Genomic DNA, 20772 nt, shown 5'->3' with positions numbered 1-20772 from the left:
CATCGCCCGTTATAGGGGCGATGAAACCAAAACCAAAGCTTCGGGGAGGCGCTACAGAGACTCTCCATCAATGGGCTCAGGAGAATCGGAATACCCCGACAGCTGCTGAGGAGCGGCTCTGGGAAGCCCTTCGAAACCGACAGCTCTCTGGGCTGCGCTTTCGATGCCAGCATGCCTAGGCAACCTTATAGTTCCCCCACCCGTGGGGGGCTGGGGGCCACCTTCATGACTCCTTCACAAATTGCTGGCAAAATCAAGGCTATGAAACATCAACCTCCTGGCAGTGTAGGCAAGACTGTCGGCTATAACCCCGAGGGGGGCATCGTGTGGTTTGGGACACTCAAGGCGGGGCTCGCGGAGGCCAAGCGCACCAACCGTCCCGTCTTTATCATGTCCGCAGTCCCGGAGTGCCACGGCGTCTCCGGCATCTGGTGACCGGGCAAGCAAAATACAGACAGGAGTCTCCTGTCTCAGAAACCCGTGATCGACGCCTCCCGTGCGTTTATCTGTATCCGTCCCGCCACCTACGAGAACGCCGCCGAGGCCAAGTACCTGGAGGCGATCTTCAAGGGCCGCGCCGGGACTCTTGAGAATACCGTCTTTGCGATCCTCAACCCCGAGGGCACCGAGCACTTGGTGCGCCCCGGGCGCTCGCCGCAGATGCTCTACCGAACCCCAGCCGAGATGGCCGCCGCGATGAAGCAGCTCGCGGCCAAGTTCCCCGCCAAGGCCGCTCCCACGGCGATCCCCGCCATGCACGACTTCCGGCTCTCCCTCAACACCGCGGCCTGCGACTCCATGCCGCTGGTCGTGGCGGTGGGTGGGGGCGAGGCGACGGTTGCAAAGCTGGCCTGGGCACCGGAGCTCCTCGGGAAGTGGGCCTACGCACCGGTTGCGACTCCTGCCGAGGTTAAGGCAGCGGGCCTGAGCCTGGAGCCGGGAATCTACGCCATCGAGCCGGATCGGTTCGGGCAGAAGGGTGCCGTCTTAGCCCAGTGGCCCCTGAATGCGGACCCTGCGATGGTGAGCAAGGGCCTGCAAGAGGCGCAGAAGAAGCACAACGGCGACGGTAAAGTGGCGCGGGAGCACATCAACCAGGGAGTCCAGCTCGGGGTTCTTTGGAAGAGCCTCCTCCCCAACACCGACCCCAACGGCCCCCCACCCCGCCGCTAGCGTTCGTCCAAGACCGTCTCGCCGTCGCGGAGGGCGAGACGGACAGGGGCGGTCCCGGACTGGCGTGCGATGGCGTCGGCGAGCTTGGTGCTGTGCGTGACGATCCAGAGCTGGGCGCGCTGCGACGCCTCGACAATCAGCTCGGCGAGGGGCTCGATCAGGTCGGGGTGGAGGCTGGTCTCCGGCTCGTTGAGGGCGAGCAGCGGCGGCAGGCGTGGGGAGAGCAGCGCGGCGACCAGGCAGAGAAAGCGCAGGGTGCCGTCGCTGAGCTCCGTGGCCTCCAGCGGGCGCAGCAGCCCTGGAGTCTGGAGCTGCACCCGAAAGCGCGCCTGCTCGGGATCGTGGGCGATCCGCAGCTCCGCGCCACCCAGTGCCCGCGCGACCGTCAGCAGCAAGCGCGGCGCATCCCCAAGTGTCAGAATCGTCGCCAGCGCGGCGGCGAGGTCGCGGCCATCGTGGGCGAGCGCGGGGGTGAAGGTTCCCACCTGCGGCTGGCGCAAGGGCGCGGCTTCGTCGGTGCGGAACTGGTGGTAGAAGCGCCAGCGCTGGAGCGTGTCCCGAAGGCTGACGAGATACGGGTAGCGGTGCGGCTCGGCGATCTGGGTCAGCACGGACTCGCTCCGGGTCAGGCTCATGGGCAATGAGACGCGCTTGCCGCTCTCATCGCGCAGGGTGACTCCACTCTTGCCACGGTCTACCAGAGTCGAGCCCTCGAAGCGGACGGTCTCCTCCTTGATCAGTGGGTCGAGCTGGAAGTAGCCGTGCTCTAGCGGCAGGTCGTTGGGCTCGGGGAGGCCGGCGGCCAACGTGTAGGCGAGCCCGCCGGTCAGGTGGACTCCCAGGGTCAGCCGCCGGGTCTCGTGGCGCTTGCGGGGGCCGGCCCAGAGCACCGACGGCATCCCGCCCTCGTCGGCGAGGGCGCGCGCGAGGCTCCCTGCCGCCGCCGCGTGGAGGAGATAGACCGCGCGGTAGAGGTTGGACTTGCCGCAGCCATTGGGGCCGGTCAGCACGTTGAGCGCCCCGAGCTCCAGCCAGAGATCGTGGACCGAGCGGTAGCCCTGGACCGAGAGCGCGGTGATCATGCGGGGAGCGTGAAGAGCTTCTTCTCCAGCGACGGGTTGGCCTTCACCTGGGTGTAGGTCTCCGCGAGGGTGAGGTTCTCGCTCTGAAAGTCTGTCTGGATCATCAGCCGCCGGAGCAGGTGATCGTCCTTGCCGATGGAGAAGGTCAGGCGCACGATCCCATCCTTGGTCTGCACATCCGCGATCACGACCTCGACCGCGACCCCATCGAGGTTGATCGGGTTGCCGTAGCCCAGCACCTTGGGCGGTCCGGGGAGCAGGCTCGGAATGGGCGCGGCCCGCGAGGTCAGGTAGAGAAAGACCGGGGAGATAAAGAAGTTCGCCTGGCTCAGTGTCGTGATGACGGCCTTCTCCCCTGCCTCCGCCTTCCCCTTGCGCCGGGAGCCGCCGCCCTCGACCAGGCGGTTGGTGCCATCGCTGACCGAGAGCTGGCTCGGTCCGCCCACACGCTTGACCTCGACCCGGGCGCGGTTGGGTTTCTGGTAGGAGACAGTCGCCATGGCGGTCTCGCGCTTGGTATCTCCAACGGCCTCTGCGCGGACCTGGGCGGAGTAGGAAAAGAGCGCCTGGTGCGCCGCGACCAGCTGGTCGATTGCCTGCTGTGCTCCTCGGTCGATCTGTCTCATTGGCCGTGCGGCTCCTTGACGTCTAGCATCTCAATCTCCATGATAATGGTGGCGTTGCCTGGGATCACCTTCCCCGAGCCACGCTCCCCAAAGGCAAGTGCGGGCGGGACGATAAGCTTGCGCCGTCCCCCGGGCCGCATCCCCAGTACGGCATCGTTCAGGGCGGGGAGCACCTGGCCAGGCACGGTGAAGCGCATGGGCTGGCCACTCCCTTCCTCCCGCGACGAGCCACAGGGCCGCCCATTGGTGAGGGTACTCTTGTAGTGAAACGCCACCTGCGATCCCTTGACAGCGGCCGGCCCCTTCCCCACCTTTAGGTCCAGATAGACCAGCCCGGCGGCAGTCTTGACAGCCCCCTTCCCAAGCGAGGGAGCGGGCGGAAACACCTCCGGCGGCCCGTCTTGGTCGCGGTAGCCCGCCGGCGGCTCGAACCACCAGAGAGTTGTGGGGAGAGCAGGATTGACACGCACTGTCTGATAGACCTCACGAAAGGTCAGCGCAGTTCCCTGGGTATAGCTCACCTCACGAAGAATCTTGTCCTTCGGGTCAAAGCGCAGCAACCAGCTCCCACCGGAGTCGCCGTGAAAGGTCAGTGTCCCAGGGTCTAGGGTGAGGGTCTTAAACATTGCCAGGCAGGTCTCCAGGCCGTCGGGCTCGGAGAAGAGCTTGCTAAAGATGGGTAGCGGAATCAGCCCGGTCTCATCGAGCGCCACGGCAAGCGGGTTCCCGTCGTGGGGGACAGCCTCCGCCTTGTAGCTCCGTGTCTTGGAATCGGCGCTGTAGACAAAGCCATCGGTAGCCACCACGAGCCGCGTCCCGCTCAGCGCTCGGGGGCCATCGCACTCCAAGCGCAGGTGATCGGGCCGCTGGAGGGAGACCCGGACCCGTCCCTCGCGCTGGTTGGGAGCTCCCCGAACCGTGATGGCGACCTCGGCGGAGTAGGAGCGCAGTGCCTTGTGTGCCGCAAAACAGCGGGTCAGGGCGGCCTTGACCTCGGGAGCGAGCGTTGTCTCTTGCATAGGCGATTATAGCCTATCTACTCAACCGTAGGCTTGCGCTGAATAATTGTCTATGATACATTAATTACCATGAACGTCTCCTACGAGCCCCTCGCGGGCGGTCTCTACGGCCTGCTGATCGGGGATGCACTAGGTGTCCCCTACGAGTTTCACCGCCCCGAGAGCCTCCCCCCACTCGCGGACCTGGAGATGGAGCCCCCGGCGGGCTTCGCACGAGCGCATGTCCGGACGCCGACCGGGACGTGGAGCGACGACGGCGCGCAGGCCTTGGCCCTGCTCGACTCGCTCCTTACCTGTGGCGGGCTCGATCTCGACGACTTCGGCAGGCGGCTCGTGGCTTGGTACAACGATGCCGCCTACACCCCCGATGGCCGGGTCTTTGACTGCGGCATCCAGACCGGCGATGCGATCCGGGAGCTGCTCCGTGGGACACCCGCCTATGCCGCGGGCCGCACCGACGAGCGAGCAAACGGCAATGGCTCGCTGATGCGTGTTCTTCCCCTGGCTCTCTGGCACCAGGGAAGCGACGATGACCTGATCCGGGACGCGCACCTCCAGTCCTGTGTCACCCACGGCCACCCACGCGCCCACGTCTGCTGCGCCCTCTACTGCCTCTGGGCGCGCTACCTGCTGGCCGGTACGCCCGATCCCTGGGCCGAGGCCACCGCCACACTCCGCGGTTACTACGCCGAGAGCGGCCCCTACCGGCTTGAGCTAGAGCTTCATGTCCAACCCGACACTCCCGCCAGCTTCCCCGGCGGCACTGGTAGCGGCTATGTCGTAGACTGCCTGCACTCCGCAAGGCAAGTGCAGAGCGAGCTTAGCTACGAGGCGATTGTCAAAGCCGCTGTCGCGCTGGGCAACGACACCGACACCACGGCCTGTGTCGCCGGGGGCATCGCGGGGCTACGCTTCGGGCTCTCGCAGATCCCCAGGCGCTGGCGGGACGCACTCCACGGAAAAGCGCTTGTCGAGAATCTTTTGACGCGCCTTTTAGCACACCACGGCCTCGCAACGATAAAGCAGGCATGAATACGTTCTTCTATCAGCCCTCGAATCCACCGCCACCACCGGCTCTGTCCTGAGAGACCCTCTCCAGAGCCGGTCCCGCTGCGCATCGTGTCGCACCGGGGCCGTTTTTATTTTTAGGGTATTTCAATGCCCAGCCCCTGGGTAGGCTCGGTCGCCGGAGAGACCAGCAGCCTGTAAAGCTGTCGCCTTTGCGCTATGGGGGTTCAAGTCCCTCCCTACCCACTTGTTTGTTCACGGGATGTAGCTCAGTTTGGTCAGAGCGCTCGCCTTGGGAGCGAGAAGTCGCAGGTTCGAGTCCTGTCATCCCGATTATCCCACCTCCGTTTGAAAGGTTTTAAAGATAGGAAAAACCATGGATTTTGGAAAGTTCGCAGACGCCATAAAGACACGCTACGAGAAGCTGGCTTCCTTGCCAACCAGCCTCTTGGTGGTCGATGTCCCCAAGGATACTCTCTGGTTGACCTACCTCTACTCGTTTGAGAACGACCCGATCTTCAAGACACGCAACGAGCACGACTGCTCCTGCTGCCGGCACTTTATCTACGATGTCGGCCGTGTCGTCGCGCTGGTTGACGGGAAGAAGCAGACGCTCTGGGACGTTGTGATAGACGATGAGCCGCAGTACCAGAAGACCGCCGACACCATGGCGGAGCTGATCTGGAGCGCGCCTATCACCAGTGTCTTCACCACGCTCACAGAGACATCGGGGGCGAAGCAGTCACGGGCACTGATCGACGACCAGCTCTACAACTTCTCACACTTCCACGCCAAGCACAAGCGCGAGTATGTCTTCCGTAAAGACACCCTGGCCACCGAGCGCTCGGCGCTCAACACCCAGGCGGAGCTGCTAGAGAGGAGCCTGACACAGATCAGCCCCGATGCCCTCACCGAGGTTCTGGAGCTGATCGCCTCCAACGCGCTCTACCGCGGAAGCGAGCACCAGGCACTGGTTGTCTCGTTCCAGAAGCTCCAGCGCGAGCAGCTAGAGTCGGGGCTGGATGCGAGCACGTTTGCCTGGATGCACTTCCGAAAGGCAGGGCCAGCTGTCTGTAGCATCAAGAACTCGGTGATCGGAACGCTTCTGGTAGATCTTGCATCTGGCAGTGCGCTTGAGGAGGCGGTGAAGCGGTTTGAGGTCAAGGTCGCGCCCACCAACTACAAGCGGCCAACGGCACTGGTAACGCCGCGAATGATCGAGGAGGCACGGGCCAAGCTCATCGAGCTGGGCCTCTACGACTCGATCGCGCGCCGCTACGCCAACCTGAGCGATGTCTCGATCAACGACGTGCTCTACGCCGACCGCGGGGTACAGCCACAGCTCAAAGACGGCGATCTCTTCGATCTGCTCAAGAGCAAGGCGACCACGGTCTCGCCAAAGACCTTCGATCGTGTGGATACCATCGGCCTGGAGGCGTTCCTGGCGGAGGTCCTGCCCCTTGCCAGCACGGTTGAGGTGTTTCTGGAGAACAAGCACGAGAAGAACCTGGTCTCGGTCGTCACGGCGGCCAACCCGGACGCTGCCCCGCTGTTCAAGTGGAGCAATCCCTTCTCGTGGTCCTACAACGGGGACCTCGCCGACTCCTACATCAAGGAGCGGGTCGCCGCGAAGGGAGGCAACGTGACAGGAGATGTCTGCTGCCGGCTAGCGTGGAACAACTACGACGACCTGGACTTCCACATGACGGAGAGCACGGGGCGGGGCGGGTCCTACAAGATCTTCTACCAGAACCGCCGGAGCCTCTCGCCAAGCCGTGGGCGGCTGGATGTCGATGCGATGGCAAGTGGTGGTCGCGCCCCGATGCCCCGTGACCCGGTTGAGAATATTTTCTATGGGTCGGTGGGGACGATGCGGGACGGCGAGTACCTCTTGCAGGTGCACCAGTACCGGCTGATGGAGAAGGTCGATACCGGGTTCACGGTCGAGATCGACCTCCTCGGCGAGGTGCACCGCTTCCAGAGCGCGACGAACCCGCCGCAAGGCCAGCTCGTGGATATCGCGCGGCTCAAGGTTCGGGCGGGGAAGATCAGCATCACTCCCCTGATGCAGTCCACAGCCCAGTCGCGGAAGCTCTGGGGCCTGGAGACGCAGAACTGGCAGCGGGTCGCCGCGCTGCTGAAGTCGCCCAACCACTGGGAGGGAGAGGCAGGGATCGGCAACCTGCACTACTTCTTCCTACTGGACGGCTGCATCAACGACGGCAACGCGCGGGGGTTCTATAACGAGTTCCTGCGCGACGAGCTCAACCCGCACCGCAAGGTTCTGGAGCTTGTCGGGAGCAAGAGCCGGACCGCAGAGACAGTAAACCAGCTCTCCGGAGTCGGCTTTAGCAACAACGGTCGTCAGCAGGTCATTGTGCGCGTCACAGGGCGAACCCAGCGCGTTCTGAAAGTCAGTATCTAAAGGAAAGAAACAACTATGTTTGAAAAGGCAACACGTCTTAAGCTACGCTTCGAGACAACCAAGGGGCTCCTCTCGGTCGAAGACCTCTGGGAGCTCCCGCTGACCTCGCCAACGAGCAAGGTCAACCTCGACGAGATCGCGCGGGGGCTGCACCACAAAGTGACTACACAGACCGAGGTTTCGTTTGTGAACCCGACCGCCAAGAGTGCGGCGGCGGAGAAGGACCAGCTAGCCCTGGATATCGTCAAGCACGTCATCGGTGTCCGGCTGGCCGAGAACGAGGCAGCGGCGAAGGCCCGTGCCAACGCCGAGCAGAAGAAGAAGATCCTGGAGATCCTCGATGAGAAAGACACCGAGTCTCTCAAGGGCAAGAGCACGGAAGAGCTCCGTGCAATGGTCGCCGGTCTGTAAGCGCAAGGCCTCTCTGGCAACAGAGGGGCCTTGTTTTTTGCTTCGTGTGGAACTTCTCCCTATCTGTCTACGTCCCATCTCTGGCGAGAGATACGCCAGATTTTACACGTAGGACACAAGACGAATGGACAATCTCCTTCAGGGTTTAATGGGGCAGCTCGGTGGCGGTGCGGTCGGGCAGATCGCGGAGAAGCTCGGGGTGGATGAGGGCACGGCGCAGAACGGAATCCAGGCCGCCCTCCCGATCCTTCTAGGGGCGCTTGCCCGCAATGCACAGACCGAAGGGGGCGCCGAGGCACTCCACAGCGCGATCTCCAACGACCATGATGGCAGCGTGCTTGAGAATGTCGAGGGATCCATCGCGGGCTACCAAGACGGCCCCGGTGCCGCGATCCTGGGCCATGTCCTAGGCGGCCAGAGCGATGCCATCAGCGGCCTTGTCAGCCAGCAGCTCGGGGGGGCAAATGGCGGAGCACTCTTGCAGATGCTCGCTCCGCTCGTCCTGGGCTACCTGGGTCAGCAAAAGCAGCAGCAGGGCCTCGATGTCGCTGGGCTGGCCGGGATGCTCCTAGGCGGTGGCGGCCAGCAGCAAGCGCAGCCTGCCGCCAGCGGGCTCATGGGTATGGTGGGCCAGCTCCTAGACCAGAACCACGATGGCTCCCCGGTCGATGACATCATCGGGCTGGCGGGGCGTTTCCTGAAGCGCTAGAGAGAAAGCTCCCTGCACGGGTTGCCGTGCAGGGGGCCTTGTTCTTTAGTGGAGCTCTTTCAGGATCATGTGGGCGATATTCAGGTAGATAATCAGCCCGGTCGCATCCACGAGGGTCGCAATCAGAGGCGCCGAGACCAGCGCGGGGTCGATCTTCAGCTTGGTCGCCAGCAAGGGCACGAGCGAGCCGATTGTGTTAGCCCACGCACAGACCGCGACAATCGTCAGGGAGACCACCAGCGAGAGGGGTAGCCCACGCCCCATGATCATCGAGCGCACAAAGGCAATCACTCCCAGCAAGAGCCCCAGCAGGAGCCCTGTCCCCGCCTCACGGAGCAACACCCGCCACGCATCGCGGCCCCGAATCTCCTTCAGCGCCATCGCACGGATGATCGTCGAGACGGTCTGGGAGCCAGCGTTTCCTCCCGTGCCGATCAGCAAGGGAATAAAGAAACTCAGGGCCACCACCCGCTTTAGCTCGTCCTCGAAGTGCTGGAGAACAGAGCTCGTGGCGGTCTCGGCGACAAAGAGCAGGATCAGCCAGCCGACACGGCTCTTGACGACGCGCCAGATGGGAGCGGAGAAGTAGGGCGCATTGAGGACCCCCGGCTCGGCGTGGATCGCGCTCTGCTTGAAGATATCCTCGGTCTGCTCCTGCTCCAGGATATCGACCACGTCATCCACCGTGACGATACCCGCCATCGTGCCATCGGAGAGCACCACGGGCAGGGCGGTGAAGTCGTACTTGGCAACAAGGCGGGCGACCTCTTCCTGGTCGAGATCGGCGGGGATCGAGACGATATCCCGGATCATCAGCTCGCTCAGGCGCTGGTTGGGGCGAGCCCGTAGCAGGTCCCGTAGCGAGAGCACCCCGACAAGGCGCTCTCCCTCCAGAACATAGAGTGCGTTGAAGGTCTCAGCGTCGTCCGCAAAGCTCCGCAGGGTGGCAAACGCGGACTCCGCGCTCTGGTTCGGGGCCAGGCTGACAAACCGATCGGTCATCAAGCGCCCGGCTGTGCCCGGCTTGAAGGCGAGAAGCTCACGCACATCCTGTGCATCTTCAGGCGCACGGTCGGCGAGCCCCTGGAGGATCTCTTCCTGTTTCTCGCCGCTCGTGACCTCAGAGACAATCTCCGCCACATCGTCGGCGGGCAGGATATCGAGCAGGCTCGCGATGCGCTCCGGAACCTCGTTATCGAGAAGATAGCGTGCGGTGTCCGAGTCGAGCTCGTCGAGTACTTCCGCAGCACGGACGAGGTCGAGGATGCGGAAGACACGGATCGAGTCGGTGTCGTCGAGGCGCTCCATCACCTCCGCAATGTCTGCAGGGTGGTAGCCATCGAGCACCGCGATCAGCGGTGCGTCATCGGGCGAACGAAGAACGTCTTTAAGGCCGACCTCAAGACGCTCGGTGTTCTTTTCGAGTGTTTCCATCCGGATCATGTGAGTGGTCCTCATCATGCAGCCGGGAATGAAGGATTGTGGAAGTCGCGACGGGCAACGGTGCCCTATCGCATCAAGTGCTTAGGGGCGTGTCGTCCGCCGCGACGGCTTTAAGCCTTCGTCCGTCGCATTTTCTTTCATGGGTGTTTCTTGGTGGTGGTAACTGGAACCGTCCGACATTTCGGGTTCTCCTGGTCTCCCGCACGTGTTTTGTGCTAAGGGAACCGCGCGATTGTATCGCTTTCTTTCTCTATCGGCAAGTGGCCTGCGTAACTAAAGCCGCCGCGGAAGCGTCCTATCCGGTACAATAGGAACATTGTGCGGATGCTGCGATTTTCACTTACCTTTTTTGCCCTCCTGACGGCTCTCCTCCCCGCCCTCGCCCAGAGCGATACCAGAGAGATTGTGAGTGAGCTCAAAGACAAGACCCCCAAGTGCGTTGTGCTGATCATGGATGTCTCGGAGTCGATGAAGGTCGATGACTACAACCGGAAGATGCGCAGCGCGGCGGAGGCGATTGTCAAAGACGGCCTGAGTGATGGCGACCAGCTGGTTCTCTACACCTTTGGTTCGGGCTTTAAGAAGGTCTTCGACGAGACCCCGCAGACACCGGCAGCGCGGCGCAAGCTTATCGAGCAGCTCCCTCTCAAGCCGGAGCCGGGTGAGGGCACCAATATCCGCCAGCCGCACCACGAAGCCCTCAAGCTCGCCCATGCGTCGGGGAAGACCCCGTTTATCGTCATCATGACGGACTCGTTCAACGACCCGCCTAAGAACACCCCCGATGCCTACACCGAGTACCAAAAGTACTACACCCCAGGCAAGCTGGATGTCTACCCCAGCACCCCCGAGAACCAGGACTACGAGTCGCAGCTTGCGTGGATGAACGCCAGTCCGGGCAAGACCTTTGGGATCGGGGTGGAGATTCTGCCATCGGGGCGGCCCAAGGAGCGCTTTAAGGTCGCCCCCAAGGAAGCGGCTCCTGCGACACCGGAGCCCTCGCAGCAGACCACCAGCGCTCCTGCGCCGCCCCCCAAGACTGAAGAGTTTCCCTGGGCGCTTCTGTTGGGAGTCGGAGGGGCCGCCCTCGCCGCTGTTCTCTTTGCGGTTCTCCGCCCCAAGCCCCTCCCCCTGCGGATCGCGGGCTCCGGCCCCCCACGCGACTTCGATGTCCGGGGAAATACCACGCTCCGATTGGGCGGTGAAGGGGGCTCTGCCGCTCTCGATGCCTATCCCCTCGCAGGAACCCGTGAGGTGGTCGCGACGGTCAAGGGAGGTCGGGGGCAGTTTACGCTCGTTCCGCAACCAGGGACCAAAGCCCGTGTCTACCATAACGGAGTCCCGCTGGAGGCTCCATCGCCGCTCCGCTATGGCGATGAGGTTCGCGTGAGTATCCTGGACAGCAACGGAGCTCTTGTCAAAGAGACCCGACTGAAGTTCAGCGACCCGAACAAAACGATTTGAAACGAAAAACCTTGAGGAAAACTGTGAGATTGACCCGCCTTGTCACCCTTCTCGTCGCGCTACTTGCCCTTGCTCTCCCCAGCCTGGCGGGGAAGCCAGAGCTCAAAGCGCTCGCGGCTCCCGATGATCTGAAGAGCCTCTACCGGACCAATGAGAAGTACACGCTTCACCTGGAGTACAAAGACCCCGATGGGTTCACGGTCAAGAGCGCCAAGTTCCACGACAAGTCCAAAGACGGCGAGCCCAGCTTCGATGCCAAGCAGCTCAGCGGCAACACGGAGAATGGCCTCAACCTGACCTGGGAGATCAACGGCTTTGCCAAGGGCGACCACGCCGGCTACTTCGAGGTAGAGAATGAAAAAGGGATGGTGACTCGGTACCCGTCTGGTGCCAATGAGTACTACTCCTTTGCGGTCGAGAGCCTCGTAGACAAGTGGGTCGTGATGGGGATCGGCCTGCTGATCTGCCTCTTCATGCTCCCGTTCTTGGTCTATCTGATCGCCCGCTCGACCAACAAGCAGGGCAACCCCTCCAGTGCGGCGCGAATCGGCCTGATCATCGGGATCTTTGCCGCGCTCGCGCTCTTTATCTTCCAGTTCCTAAGCTGGTACAGCCCCTTGGTTCTGGTTCTGGGGGGAATTGCCGCACTCTTCCTGCTGGTTGTCGTGCTCACACGGCGCTAGGTACCCTACACGATGGAACTTCAGCCCGCAGACCTTGGCCCTAACCGCTCCGTGGAGATCTTTCGGATGCGTGCAGTGGCCCAGTTCTCCCAGGGAAACGCTCCCGGAGGTAGGCTTCGTAGCGCCTTTGCCACAAAAACAGGCTCGAATGCCCTCACACGGTTCTGGGCAAAGGAGTCGGGGCTTGCTCCGGAGGTTGCGGAGAAAGCGATTCAGGAAGTCCGAGGGCAGCTCCTGGGAATCCTGGTCGGAATGGGCGGCGGGCTGGGCTGTAGTTTTGCGATGCAGTCTGCGATCTTGGGCTCGCTCGCCAACATGCCCGCGCTTGCTGCGGCGATGGGAGCTGCCTCGGTGGGCGGGTTTGCAGCGGGTGGGCTTGTCCCTCGAAACTACGTGCGACGCTGGGGGACCACTCCCCTTAGCCCTCAAGAGCTTGACCTCCTTGTGACCCAAGAAGACGATCCCCTGGCGCGCTCGTTTTTACTCCTGGTACGGGAGGCGCAGTCACAAACCAACCTGCCCGATGCCGCCCAGAACGAGCTCAAGGAAGCGATTCGGGTTCTCGGGCTCGCGCTGGAGCGCCTCCCTTCCGCCCCCGCCGAGACCGCCCTCCGCGATACAGAGAGCCTCCGTGCAGAGTCGGGGAGCCTGCGCCAGCAAGCTCTAACCGAGACGGACCGGGTGGCCGCGGACTCCCTGGAGCGACGGGCCGATGCCTTGGAGCGCAGTGCCAGTGCGATGGAGAAATCTGCGACTCTCCTGCGGCGCAATAGCCTCCTGCGCCAGGAGCTCCAGGCGCAGATCGAGGCGCTTCGGCTGGAGCTGGGCTCGACCGTGGTCACGGGGACAGATACGACCAGCCTCGCCCAGGTCGCGAGTGTTGCGCGGGGAGTGGCCCGGGAGGCCGATGCTCTGGCGACAGCACGCGCCGAGCTTGATACACCTCAGCAACAGAGAGTAGGAGTGGGCTAGTGGATTTGAGGCCAGACGATCTTGGCAAGACCTTCGGAGAGGCCGTCATCCGCAATCGTGGAGGGCAGACCGATCCCAAGGCAGAGCGCCAGCAGACGCTACAAACAGGGGGTGTCGCGGCGGCCTTAGGCTTGGGCATTGGGGTCATCAATCAGAACCTACTCATGGGAGCAATCATGGGCGTAGCCTACGGGGGAGCGACTGTGCTCCTCATGCCTCGGCTACGCCGCAAGCGTATCCACGAGACCCCCATCAGCGCCTTTGAGCTCCAGCGACTCCGACCACAGAAAAACCAACCTACCGTGGTGGTGCCGACCCTGCTTGACACGATTTTCACGACACTCCTGGGACAGCCACTCCCACAGCTACCTCAGAAACACACTCTGGAGGATGCCTATTTCGAGCTACTCTCCGAGGTACAGGAGCTGAAGGTAGCCCAGGTGGAGACCGAGGCGGAGCTTCGGAGCACCCTGCGCTCCCTCAGCGAGGCGGTCGCCTCCCTGCCCCCGAGCGCACCGGTAGATGAGTCAGAGATCACGGACTTGGTGGTGGATGCGGAGGGGCTTCTGTTTAAGTCGCAGCGGGAGAAAGACCCGATTATCGCGGCGTCTTTGCACCGACAAGCCGAGGCGGCTGTCCGCAGGGCACGGGCGCTGAAGAACGCTGCCCAGCTCGCGCGGCGCACCCGAACCCTACGAGAAGAGGTCTACCGCCAGATCGGTGCCCTGCGTGCATCGCTGCCCGCCTACACCCAAGCCTCGCAGAGTATCGCCACGGGCCGGATTCAGGAGCTCGCACTCTCTGTCAACCAGGTGGCGCAAGATGCGGCATCCGTGGTCGCAGCACAGGAAGAGCTCGCCCAGACCCTCGCCCCGGAGTGGCGGGTCCGCACGATCACCGAGGAGCCCCTGGTGCAGGTTCAGCGCCTCGGCCAGTAGCGCCTACTTTGCGAAGCGTGAGTCCGGTGAGATCGTCGTCACTTTTTCCTGCGTACGAGCGATCACGCGCACCAAGGCCTGGGATACCTCCGTCGCCGCGATGGGCTGCGTGGCTTTCTTCACCAGCGGATCGGTCTGAGGGACGTAGCCTGCAGCGGCAAACTCCCGTGCCGAGCGGGCCTTACTGGGACGCCCCTCCACCCAAGCGGCGAGTCCCTCCAGCCAGACAGCCGCTTCGTTGCCCGTGACACTCTTCTCTCCCTCAAAGGCGGAAGTGCTCACGCGGGCCACATTACGGGCGTTTAGACCCGCGATACTCTTGGCAGCCCAGTGGCTCGCGGGAACATCGGAGAAGCGCTTTGCCTTCGTCGGATCGGGGGCCGTATTGCTCTTTCGCCCCGGCTTTACCTCGCGCGGGCTTCGCCGAGGCTGTGAGGCGGCCGCCTCGATATGCGTGACCAAGGCAAAGAGGGTTGCGGCAAGCTCGTAGCGGGTGATCGCCTTCATCGGCTCAAAGCCCGGCATCGCCTTTGTCTCGCGGACATCGGCGTGATCGTGGTCGTGGTCATCTTTCTGCATCGTCTCTGCCCTTCTATTCGTAGCTACCGCTCAGGTTGTGGCTGTCTCGGATGGCATCAAACTCCTCCAGTGCCCGCCCCGTACCGATGGCGACACAGGAGAGCGGGTCGTCCGCGACATGCACCGGGATTCCTGTCGCCAGGGAGAGCAGGCGATCCAGGCCCCGGAGCAGTGCCCCACCGCCCGTCAGCATGATCCCACGCTCGATGATATCCGACGAAAGCTCGGGGGGAGTCTGCTCGAGGACCGCCTTGACCCGATCGACGATCTGAGAGATCGGCTCGGCGAGCGCCTCCCGAATCTCGTCACTGCTCACATCGACCGTCTTAGGAAGGCCCGCCACGAGGTCGCGGCCCTTGACCTCCATGTGCAGCTCCTGCTCCAGCGGAAACGCGGAGCCCACGCGGATCTTGATCTCTTCTGCGGTCCGGTCTCCGATCATTAGGTTGTAGGCGTTCTTGATGTGACGAATAATCACTTCGTCGATCTTATTGCCCCCTACCCGCAGGCTCTTGCTAACCACGATCCCACCCAGCGAGATCACGGCGATATCGGTGGTTCCCCCGCCGATATCGACCACCATGTTGCCACCCGGCAGCGCAATGGGCAGCCCCGCCCCGATCGCCGCCGCCATGGTCTCCTCAATGGTCGCCGCAACCCCTGCTCCTGCCTCCTCGGCGGCTTGGAGCACAGCACGCTTCTCCACACTGGTCACCCCTGCAGGAACACAGACCAGGACGCGCGGCTTGAAGGGACCACGACGCCCACAGACCTTGCCAATCAGGGCCCGAAGCATCTCTCGGGTGGTGGAGTAGTCCGCGATCACCCCGTCTTGCATGGGACGGATGGCGATAATATTGCCGGGGGTTCTTCCCAGCATGAGACGCGCCTCCTCGCCCACCGCCTTGACTTTCCGACTAGCCTTATCGATTGCCACGACGGAAGGCTCCCGTAGGACAATCCCCTTACCCCGCTGATAGACCAGAATATTTGCCGTGCCCAGGTCGATCCCTATCTCCGGGGCTAGTCGAATCTTCACGCCGCCTCCACTCTCATACCGTGCTCATCTTCACGCCAGATGTTTGCGCCCACGCCTGCCAGCTTTGCGGTCAGGTGCTCATAACCACGATCAATATGATGTATAGAGAATACCCTAGTCGTCCCCTGGGCCACAAGCCCCGCGAGCACCATTGCAGCTCCCGCACGTAGGTCCGAGGCCTCAACATCCGCCCCCGAGAGTGCGTTCACACCCGTGATCACCGCAGTGCGCCCCTCCCAGCGGGCCTTTGCCCCCATCTTCAGGAGCTCACTCAGGTAGCGAAAACGGCCTTCGTAGACCGTGTCGGTGACCATGGCGGTCCCCTCGGCTAGGCTCAGCAGGGTCGCGACTGGCTGCTGGAGATCGGTGGGGAAGCCAGGGTGTGGCATGGCGGTGACATCCACGGCACGAAGCTTGTGGCCGGGGTGGGAGACCCGAACCCCATCCGGTGCCTCCTCGATAACCACACCCATCTCCGCAAGCTTCATGAGGATCGGGCGCATGTGGCTGGGATTGGCTCCCTCCAGAAACAAGCTCCCGCCCGTGATCGCTGCAGCCATGGCGAGAGTCCCCGCCTCAATGCGGTCCGGGGAGACCATGAAATCCACCCCTTTGAGCGCCGCGACTCCGTCGATGGTGATCATCCCGGTGCCCTGGCCCTGGACCTTGCCCCCCATGGCATTGATCAGGCTCCCCAGGTCCTCGACATCGGGCTCCTGGGCGGCGTTCTCGATAATGGTCCGTCCGTGTGCCAGCGATGCAGCCATGAGGATATTCATGGTCGCCCCCACCGACGGCTTATCGAGGTAGATCTGCGCCCCACGAAGGCCCGCGGCGGGTGCCTCCGCAAAGATATACCCCGCGCTCTCGTCGATCGTGGCTCCCAGCGCACTCAGCCCTTTTAGGTGCAGGTCGTAGGCACGCGCTCCGATATTGCAGCCTCCCGGAGGAGCCAGCCGAACCCGCCCCTGGCGCGCCAGGATCGGTCCCAAGAGCTGGAGCGAGCCGCGCATACGGGTGACAAGCTGGTCCTCGGGCTCAAACGACGTCAGCCGGGTCGCATCGATACTGACATCCTGACGGCTCTCCGAGAACTCCACCACGATCCCTAGCCCTCGCAGGATAGTCGCCATCGTCGCGATATCACTGATCCGAGGAACGCGATGCAGGTGTGTCGTCCCCTCCGATGCCAAGACAACCCCTGCCATCAGCGCCAGGGTTGCGTTCTTTGAACCTCCTACAGGAATGGTTCCCACCAGCGGCTTTCCGCCCTCAATCACGATACGTGACTCACTTGGCGTAGGCTGCATACGGCGCCCCACCTCCAGTCCTAGCTTTGCTCCTGTACTCACCGGTTTTTTCTCTACCTCTACGATCATGTTAAACTTCCCAGAATAATTGCCTAAAAATTGCACCCGCATTGTATCGCTGAAAAAAGGAAATGCGTAGCAAGAAAACGCTATAAAAGGCAGCTAGAGTACAGAGCGAGCCTGCAAAACCCGCGCGACAGCCTCGTCCGGGGTCTGGCCAAGTGCGGTCAGATGCCCCATCTTACGGCCAATGCGGGCCTGTGCCTTGCCATAGAGGTGCAGATGGACACCAGGAAGGGCGAGTGCGGCGCTCCAGTTTGGCTCAGACACCCCATTTTCGGGCCAGATATCCCCCAGGAGGTTGGCCATTGCCACTCCCGGAGCACGAAGTACGGTCGAGCCGAGGGGAAGCCCGCAGACCGCACGGACTTGTTGCTCAAACTGGCTGGTATCCGCGCCCTCGATACTCCAATGCCCCGAGTTATGAGGGCGTGGGGCAAGCTCATTGACCAGCAGAGCCCCCTCGTGGGTCACAAAGAGCTCCACACACAGCACCCCCACCACGTCCAGCGCCTCTAAGATCTGGCGGGCAAGTTCCTCCGCACCGGTGGTCGTGGTTCCGGGGGCGGTTGTCAGGTCTAGGATATGGTTGACATGGTCGTTGCGCACCGCGGGGTAGGCCACAAAGCTGCCATCGAGCCCCCGTGCCGCGACCACACTCGCCTCGTAGGCAAAGTCAACGAGTGCCTCCAGAATGCACGGCTGCTCCCCCAGCGCCAAGAACGCCGCCTTTGCGTCTTCGGCACCGGCGACCTTCCGCTGCCCCTTGCCATCGTAGCCAAAGCCAGCCGTCTTAAGAATCGCAGGGTAGGAAAAATCGTCGCAGTCGCTGGGGCTTAGGACGGCCTTGAAGGCGGTGGTCGGCACCCCAATCTTCTGGAGAAAGCTCTTCTCCCGCAGGCGGTTCTGGGTTGTGTGCAGGACATGCCCCCCCGGCCGAACGGGGGCGTAGCGTGCCGCAGTCTCCGCCGCCGCCGCGCTAACATTCTCAAACTCAAACGTCACCACATCGACCGACTGCGCAAAGGCCGCGACCGCCTCCAGATCGTCGTAGCTCCCGGTCACCTCGCGCGCCCCAACCTGGGCACAGGGAGTCGGGGTGGAGTCGGGGGAGAAGCAGGCGACTCTGTAGCCCAACCGGCTCGCCGCCATCGCCATCATCCGCCCGAGCTGGCCACTGCCCAGCACTCCAATGGTCGCCCCCGGATTCAAGTGTGTCATAGCGGTAGCTCCATCGCAAGGACCTTCTCGGTCTGGCTCGTCCGGAACGCGTGAAGCTTCTGGCGTAGCTCCGGGCGGGAGTTGGCAAGAATGGCGACCGCGAGCAGCGCCGCGTTGATCGCCCCCGCCTTCCCAATCGCCAGTGTCCCCACGGGGATTCCGCCGGGCATCTGTACGATAGATAAGAGGGAGTCTTGTCCCTTGAGGGCGTGGCTCTCGACCGGAACCCCGAGCACCGGAAGGACCGTGAAGGCCGCCGCCATGCCCGGAAGGTGCGCCGCGCCACCCGCCCCCGCGATAATCACCTCAAGCCCACGTCCCTCCGCGCTCTGGGAGTAGTCCCGCAGGAGCTCCGGGGTGCGGTGCGCACTGACAATCTGACACTCGTGGACCACTCCAAACTGCTCCAGGGTCTCGTGGGCATGGCGCATCGTGTCCCAGTCGCTGACACTGCCCATAATAATGCCAACCAGAATCTTCTCTTCGTTCACGAAGCCATTGTACCCCGCGATAATCCCGCTATAATGAGGCCACATGTCTCACGCCAAAGGCTTTCGTGTCTCCCCTGCGCCCACCGATGATGGGGTGCGGCTGGGTAACCTGCGGACAAAAGTTCAGTGGCTCCACCTCGTGGCGCTGATAATTGGAGTAGGCGCGCTTGTCTTCTTGGCGTTTGCCTTCTGGGGAATCACGGAAGGGATCGCGATGGCGCTGGGCCACAAGCAAGGGCTCGGGCCGCTCCTGCCACTGATCCTGGCAACCCTGGGAAGCTGGAGCATCATGTATCTCCTGCACGACAAGCTCGGTATCCTGGGCTCCGCGACGGCGCGGGAGGCGCTCCTGCCCCGTGCTCGCTCGCTCGCGGGGAAAGAGCCCACCCTGGCACGCCACTTTGTGGAGGTGCGCCCGGTGGCACGGCGCGGGGCGTTTCAGCCCGACTGGGGCTGGCTCTTGATCTTCCCCGACCGCCTGGAGTTTGCCGGAGAGCGTCAGCAGCTGACCATCCCACGCCCCGAGGTGGGCGGGATGCCGGAGCGTGAGGGGACGGCAGGTGGCCTGCTCCCTCTCTGGCTCAACCTGCCGGTCCGCGACAAGGGCACCAGCATGGCGCTGCTCTGCCGCGATAGCGCGCGCTCCCTATCGGATACCCAGCGCGACGGCGAGGCGCTCGAGGCCAGCCTGCGTGCCTGGCTCCAGCGCCTCCCCGACTCCGAGCCCGCCAGCTAGCGCTTCTTTTCCTCGAACTTGGTGCCGCTCCAGAAATAGTACGTCGTGCCCTTGTAAGCAGGCTTTCCCTCCACCGCGGGCTCATCGACATCGATCCGAATCATGCGATACCCACGACGGTCCAGCTCGTCAAACGAGATCAAGCGCTTTTTATCGCCGTCGAGCTCCGAGAGAAACTGCTGGCTCCCCGGCTGGGCAAAGCCCTTGGGAAAGACCACAAAGAGGTGCGCCCCAAGGCCCTCAAAGTGCAGCGCGGGGAGCTTCTTGCGGGCGGGAATCACCCAGAGCGGGCGGATCTTGTAGTCCCGGCTCACGGTCTCTGGCGCATACCCGAGCTGAAACTTCTGGAGGCGCTTGCCACTAGGCGTGAGGATATCCAGGTAGCGAACCGCGCTTCCGGGGTCCCCCACACGATACTCATGGAGCAGGAGCTTCCCGCCCGAGACCCCGTAGTTCACCTGAGCAAAGCGCAGGCTCTTGGCACCGGTCGGGGTTAGCTTCATGACCGAGTCTGGGGCAGCACTCTCTTTCAGGCTGATCTCAGGTGCCTGTGCCACGAGTGCCATGGCACAGACGGCAACAACAAGGCTCATCGAGACCGCCTTCGCATGCTCTTGGTGTACTTGTTGTTCTGCACGAAGATATCCGGGCGGGCGCGAAGCTTGGGCATGACCTCCCGTAGGTGCTTGGCCCACTCCTCGGCGAGGGCCATGTGGGTCGAGCCATGCGCCTCCGCCTCGGCATTGCCAATGGGGACGATCAGCTGGCCGTTGGCGACAATCTTCGCGCCGTAGTCCCCAAGGGGCTTGACTTGAATATCGCTGGCCTTGAACCGCGGGTTGTTGAGGATCGTGCGAATGCGGTCGTAGACATCGTTGGAGCGCTCTTGGGCGGTCTTGTCGAGGTCCTTGTCCGCTTTAAAGACAAAGAGCGTCTCCCCTCCCAGACCAACCACCGTCTCCGCACGAACGGCCTGGGGAAGTAGTGCCAGGGCAACGAGCCCCAGAAGTGCAGTAGGTTTCATCGTCTCTCTTCTCTCTTCTACGAGTACTTGACGTAGCGGACTTTCTGTGTCCCGCGCATCAGCCAGTAGCCGACCTTGCGGCCATTTCGGTAGCGGTAGCTGCGGTGGGTCTTGGCCTGCGCCTTGCGCTGATCTTCGTACTTCTTGCCCGCATAGACCGCGCCCGCTCCGAGGAGCAGTGCTGTCTTGGGGTCTCCCTTGATCGACTTATGAACCGCGAGTGCTCCCAGGCCAATGCCCAGGTTCCGCATGTCGTTCTTGTCTTTCTGGCGCTTGGTCTGGGCAAGGGCCGCCGACGAGCTCCCCAACAAAACGATACACAGCGCCCCCGCAATCGCCGAGAGATGGGTAAACTTCAT

Annotated in this window: 24 protein-coding genes and 2 tRNA genes; 14 read left to right on the top strand and 12 right to left on the bottom strand. The window is 62.9% G+C overall.

Annotated features, from left to right (window positions below):
* Positions 1 to 20 precede the first annotated feature (20 nt).
* The 3 genes from HNQ39_RS30755 to HNQ39_RS26605 all read left to right on the top strand — a co-directional run bounded on the left by HNQ39_RS30755 (position 21) and on the right by HNQ39_RS26605 (position 1173).
* Positions 21 to 179, top strand: a complete 159-nt coding sequence (locus tag HNQ39_RS30755) for a DUF559 domain-containing protein (protein WP_184203636.1) — start codon at positions 21 to 23, stop codon at positions 177 to 179.
* Positions 180 to 261: 82 nt separating this feature from the next.
* Positions 262 to 435 carry a hypothetical protein gene (locus HNQ39_RS26610; protein WP_184203635.1) on the top strand — a complete coding sequence of 58 codons (174 nt, stop codon included), beginning with the start codon at positions 262 to 264 and terminating at the stop codon, positions 433 to 435.
* A gap of 45 nt (positions 436 to 480) precedes the next feature.
* Complete coding sequence (locus HNQ39_RS26605) at positions 481 to 1173, top strand: hypothetical protein (RefSeq protein ID WP_184203634.1); 693 nt, start codon at positions 481 to 483, stop codon at positions 1171 to 1173.
* On the opposite strand, the gene HNQ39_RS26600 is transcribed toward HNQ39_RS26605, so the two are convergent.
* From HNQ39_RS26600 to HNQ39_RS26590, 3 genes are read right to left on the bottom strand one after another with little or no spacing between them, the layout of a single operon-like run.
* The gene (locus HNQ39_RS26600; protein WP_184203633.1) at positions 1170 to 2255 is read right to left on the bottom strand and encodes an AAA family ATPase; all 1086 of its coding nucleotides are present in this window, start codon (positions 2253 to 2255) and stop codon (positions 1170 to 1172) included. The genes HNQ39_RS26605 and HNQ39_RS26600 overlap by 4 nt on opposite strands.
* Positions 2252 to 2881 carry a LolA family protein gene (locus HNQ39_RS26595; protein ID WP_184203632.1) on the bottom strand — a complete coding sequence of 210 codons (630 nt, stop codon included), beginning with the start codon at positions 2879 to 2881 and terminating at the stop codon, positions 2252 to 2254. The genes HNQ39_RS26600 and HNQ39_RS26595 overlap by 4 nt, the downstream gene beginning before the upstream one ends.
* Positions 2878 to 3900: an FKBP-type peptidyl-prolyl cis-trans isomerase gene (locus tag HNQ39_RS26590; RefSeq protein ID WP_184203631.1), complete on the bottom strand. Its 1023-nt coding sequence runs from the start codon at positions 3898 to 3900 to the stop codon at positions 2878 to 2880. Before HNQ39_RS26590 ends, HNQ39_RS26595 begins: the two co-directional genes overlap by 4 nt.
* 69 nt (positions 3901 to 3969) lie before the next feature.
* On the opposite strand from HNQ39_RS26590, the gene HNQ39_RS26585 reads away from it, so the two are divergent.
* The 6 genes from HNQ39_RS26585 (at position 3970) to HNQ39_RS26560 (ending at position 8453) form a co-directional block, all read left to right on the top strand.
* On the top strand, positions 3970 to 4932 hold the full coding sequence (locus HNQ39_RS26585) for an ADP-ribosylglycohydrolase family protein (RefSeq protein ID WP_184203630.1): 963 nt from the start codon (positions 3970 to 3972) through the stop codon (positions 4930 to 4932).
* 139 nt (positions 4933 to 5071) lie between these two features.
* Positions 5072 to 5154, top strand: a tRNA-Tyr gene (locus tag HNQ39_RS26580).
* 12 nt (positions 5155 to 5166) lie between these two features.
* Positions 5167 to 5241 (top strand) — tRNA-Pro (locus HNQ39_RS26575).
* Positions 5242 to 5284: 43 nt separating this feature from the next.
* On the top strand, positions 5285 to 7333 hold the full coding sequence (locus tag HNQ39_RS26570) for a hypothetical protein (protein ID WP_184203629.1): 2049 nt from the start codon (positions 5285 to 5287) through the stop codon (positions 7331 to 7333).
* Positions 7334 to 7348: 15 nt separating this feature from the next.
* Positions 7349 to 7744, top strand: a complete 396-nt coding sequence (locus tag HNQ39_RS26565; RefSeq protein WP_184203628.1) for a hypothetical protein — start codon at positions 7349 to 7351, stop codon at positions 7742 to 7744.
* A 124-nt stretch (positions 7745 to 7868) separates the two neighbouring features.
* Complete coding sequence (locus HNQ39_RS26560; protein WP_184203627.1) at positions 7869 to 8453, top strand: DUF937 domain-containing protein; 585 nt, start codon at positions 7869 to 7871, stop codon at positions 8451 to 8453.
* Positions 8454 to 8498: 45 nt separating this feature from the next.
* Here HNQ39_RS26560 and mgtE read toward each other — a convergent pair whose 3' ends face one another.
* Positions 8499 to 9887, bottom strand: coding sequence for a magnesium transporter (gene mgtE / locus HNQ39_RS26555; RefSeq protein ID WP_184203626.1), 1389 nt, complete (start codon positions 9885 to 9887; stop codon positions 8499 to 8501).
* Between the two features lie 333 nt (positions 9888 to 10220).
* Here mgtE and HNQ39_RS26550 point away from each other — a divergent pair, with 333 nt between their 5' ends.
* The 4 genes from HNQ39_RS26550 to HNQ39_RS26535 are packed head-to-tail and all read left to right on the top strand — an operon-like array spanning position 10221 to position 13953.
* Positions 10221 to 11360 carry a vWA domain-containing protein gene (locus tag HNQ39_RS26550; protein WP_184203625.1) on the top strand — a complete coding sequence of 380 codons (1140 nt, stop codon included), beginning with the start codon at positions 10221 to 10223 and terminating at the stop codon, positions 11358 to 11360.
* 29 nt (positions 11361 to 11389) lie between these two features.
* Positions 11390 to 12043: a hypothetical protein gene (locus HNQ39_RS26545; RefSeq protein ID WP_184203624.1), complete on the top strand. Its 654-nt coding sequence runs from the start codon at positions 11390 to 11392 to the stop codon at positions 12041 to 12043.
* 12 nt (positions 12044 to 12055) lie between these two features.
* Complete coding sequence (locus HNQ39_RS26540) at positions 12056 to 13015, top strand: hypothetical protein (RefSeq protein WP_184203623.1); 960 nt, start codon at positions 12056 to 12058, stop codon at positions 13013 to 13015.
* The gene (locus HNQ39_RS26535) at positions 13015 to 13953 is read left to right on the top strand and encodes a hypothetical protein (RefSeq protein ID WP_184203622.1); all 939 of its coding nucleotides are present in this window, start codon (positions 13015 to 13017) and stop codon (positions 13951 to 13953) included. Before HNQ39_RS26540 ends, HNQ39_RS26535 begins: the two co-directional genes overlap by 1 nt.
* 3 nt (positions 13954 to 13956) lie before the next feature.
* Here the strand turns inward: HNQ39_RS26535 and HNQ39_RS26530 are convergent, their stop codons facing one another.
* The 5 genes from HNQ39_RS26530 to purE form a co-directional block, all read right to left on the bottom strand.
* Complete coding sequence (locus tag HNQ39_RS26530; RefSeq protein ID WP_184203621.1) at positions 13957 to 14532, bottom strand: hypothetical protein; 576 nt, start codon at positions 14530 to 14532, stop codon at positions 13957 to 13959.
* A 13-nt stretch (positions 14533 to 14545) separates the two neighbouring features.
* Positions 14546 to 15565: a rod shape-determining protein MreB gene (mreB, locus tag HNQ39_RS26525; RefSeq protein WP_184203734.1), complete on the bottom strand. Its 1020-nt coding sequence runs from the start codon at positions 15563 to 15565 to the stop codon at positions 14546 to 14548.
* A 2-nt stretch (positions 15566 to 15567) separates the two neighbouring features.
* Positions 15568 to 16950, bottom strand: a complete 1383-nt coding sequence (murA, locus tag HNQ39_RS26520) for a UDP-N-acetylglucosamine 1-carboxyvinyltransferase (RefSeq protein ID WP_221290359.1) — start codon at positions 16948 to 16950, stop codon at positions 15568 to 15570.
* 93 nt (positions 16951 to 17043) lie between these two features.
* A complete protein-coding gene (locus HNQ39_RS26515) occupies positions 17044 to 18162 on the bottom strand; it encodes a 5-(carboxyamino)imidazole ribonucleotide synthase (RefSeq protein ID WP_184203620.1) in 1119 nt (372 codons plus the stop codon).
* Positions 18159 to 18620 carry a 5-(carboxyamino)imidazole ribonucleotide mutase gene (gene purE, locus HNQ39_RS26510; RefSeq protein WP_246386245.1) on the bottom strand — a complete coding sequence of 154 codons (462 nt, stop codon included), beginning with the start codon at positions 18618 to 18620 and terminating at the stop codon, positions 18159 to 18161. The genes HNQ39_RS26515 and purE overlap by 4 nt, the downstream gene beginning before the upstream one ends.
* A 76-nt stretch (positions 18621 to 18696) precedes the next feature.
* Here purE and HNQ39_RS26505 point away from each other — a divergent pair, with 76 nt between their 5' ends.
* Entirely contained in the window at positions 18697 to 19389 is a 693-nt protein-coding gene (locus HNQ39_RS26505; protein ID WP_184203618.1) for a hypothetical protein, read from the top strand.
* On the opposite strand, the gene HNQ39_RS26500 is transcribed toward HNQ39_RS26505, so the two are convergent.
* The 3 genes from HNQ39_RS26500 to HNQ39_RS26490 are packed head-to-tail and all read right to left on the bottom strand — an operon-like array spanning position 19386 to position 20772.
* Complete coding sequence (locus HNQ39_RS26500) at positions 19386 to 19982, bottom strand: hypothetical protein (RefSeq protein WP_184203617.1); 597 nt, start codon at positions 19980 to 19982, stop codon at positions 19386 to 19388. The two genes, HNQ39_RS26505 and HNQ39_RS26500, sit on opposite strands and share 4 nt — an antisense overlap.
* Entirely contained in the window at positions 19979 to 20413 is a 435-nt protein-coding gene (locus HNQ39_RS26495; RefSeq protein ID WP_184203616.1) for a hypothetical protein, read from the bottom strand. Before HNQ39_RS26495 ends, HNQ39_RS26500 begins: the two co-directional genes overlap by 4 nt.
* A gap of 17 nt (positions 20414 to 20430) precedes the next feature.
* Positions 20431 to 20772, bottom strand: a complete 342-nt coding sequence (locus HNQ39_RS26490) for a hypothetical protein (RefSeq protein ID WP_184203615.1) — start codon at positions 20770 to 20772, stop codon at positions 20431 to 20433.

Source organism: Armatimonas rosea (assembly GCF_014202505.1).
Lineage (GTDB): Bacteria > Armatimonadota > Armatimonadia > Armatimonadales > Armatimonadaceae > Armatimonas > Armatimonas rosea.
This window is presented reverse-complemented; position numbering and strand designations above follow the sequence as displayed.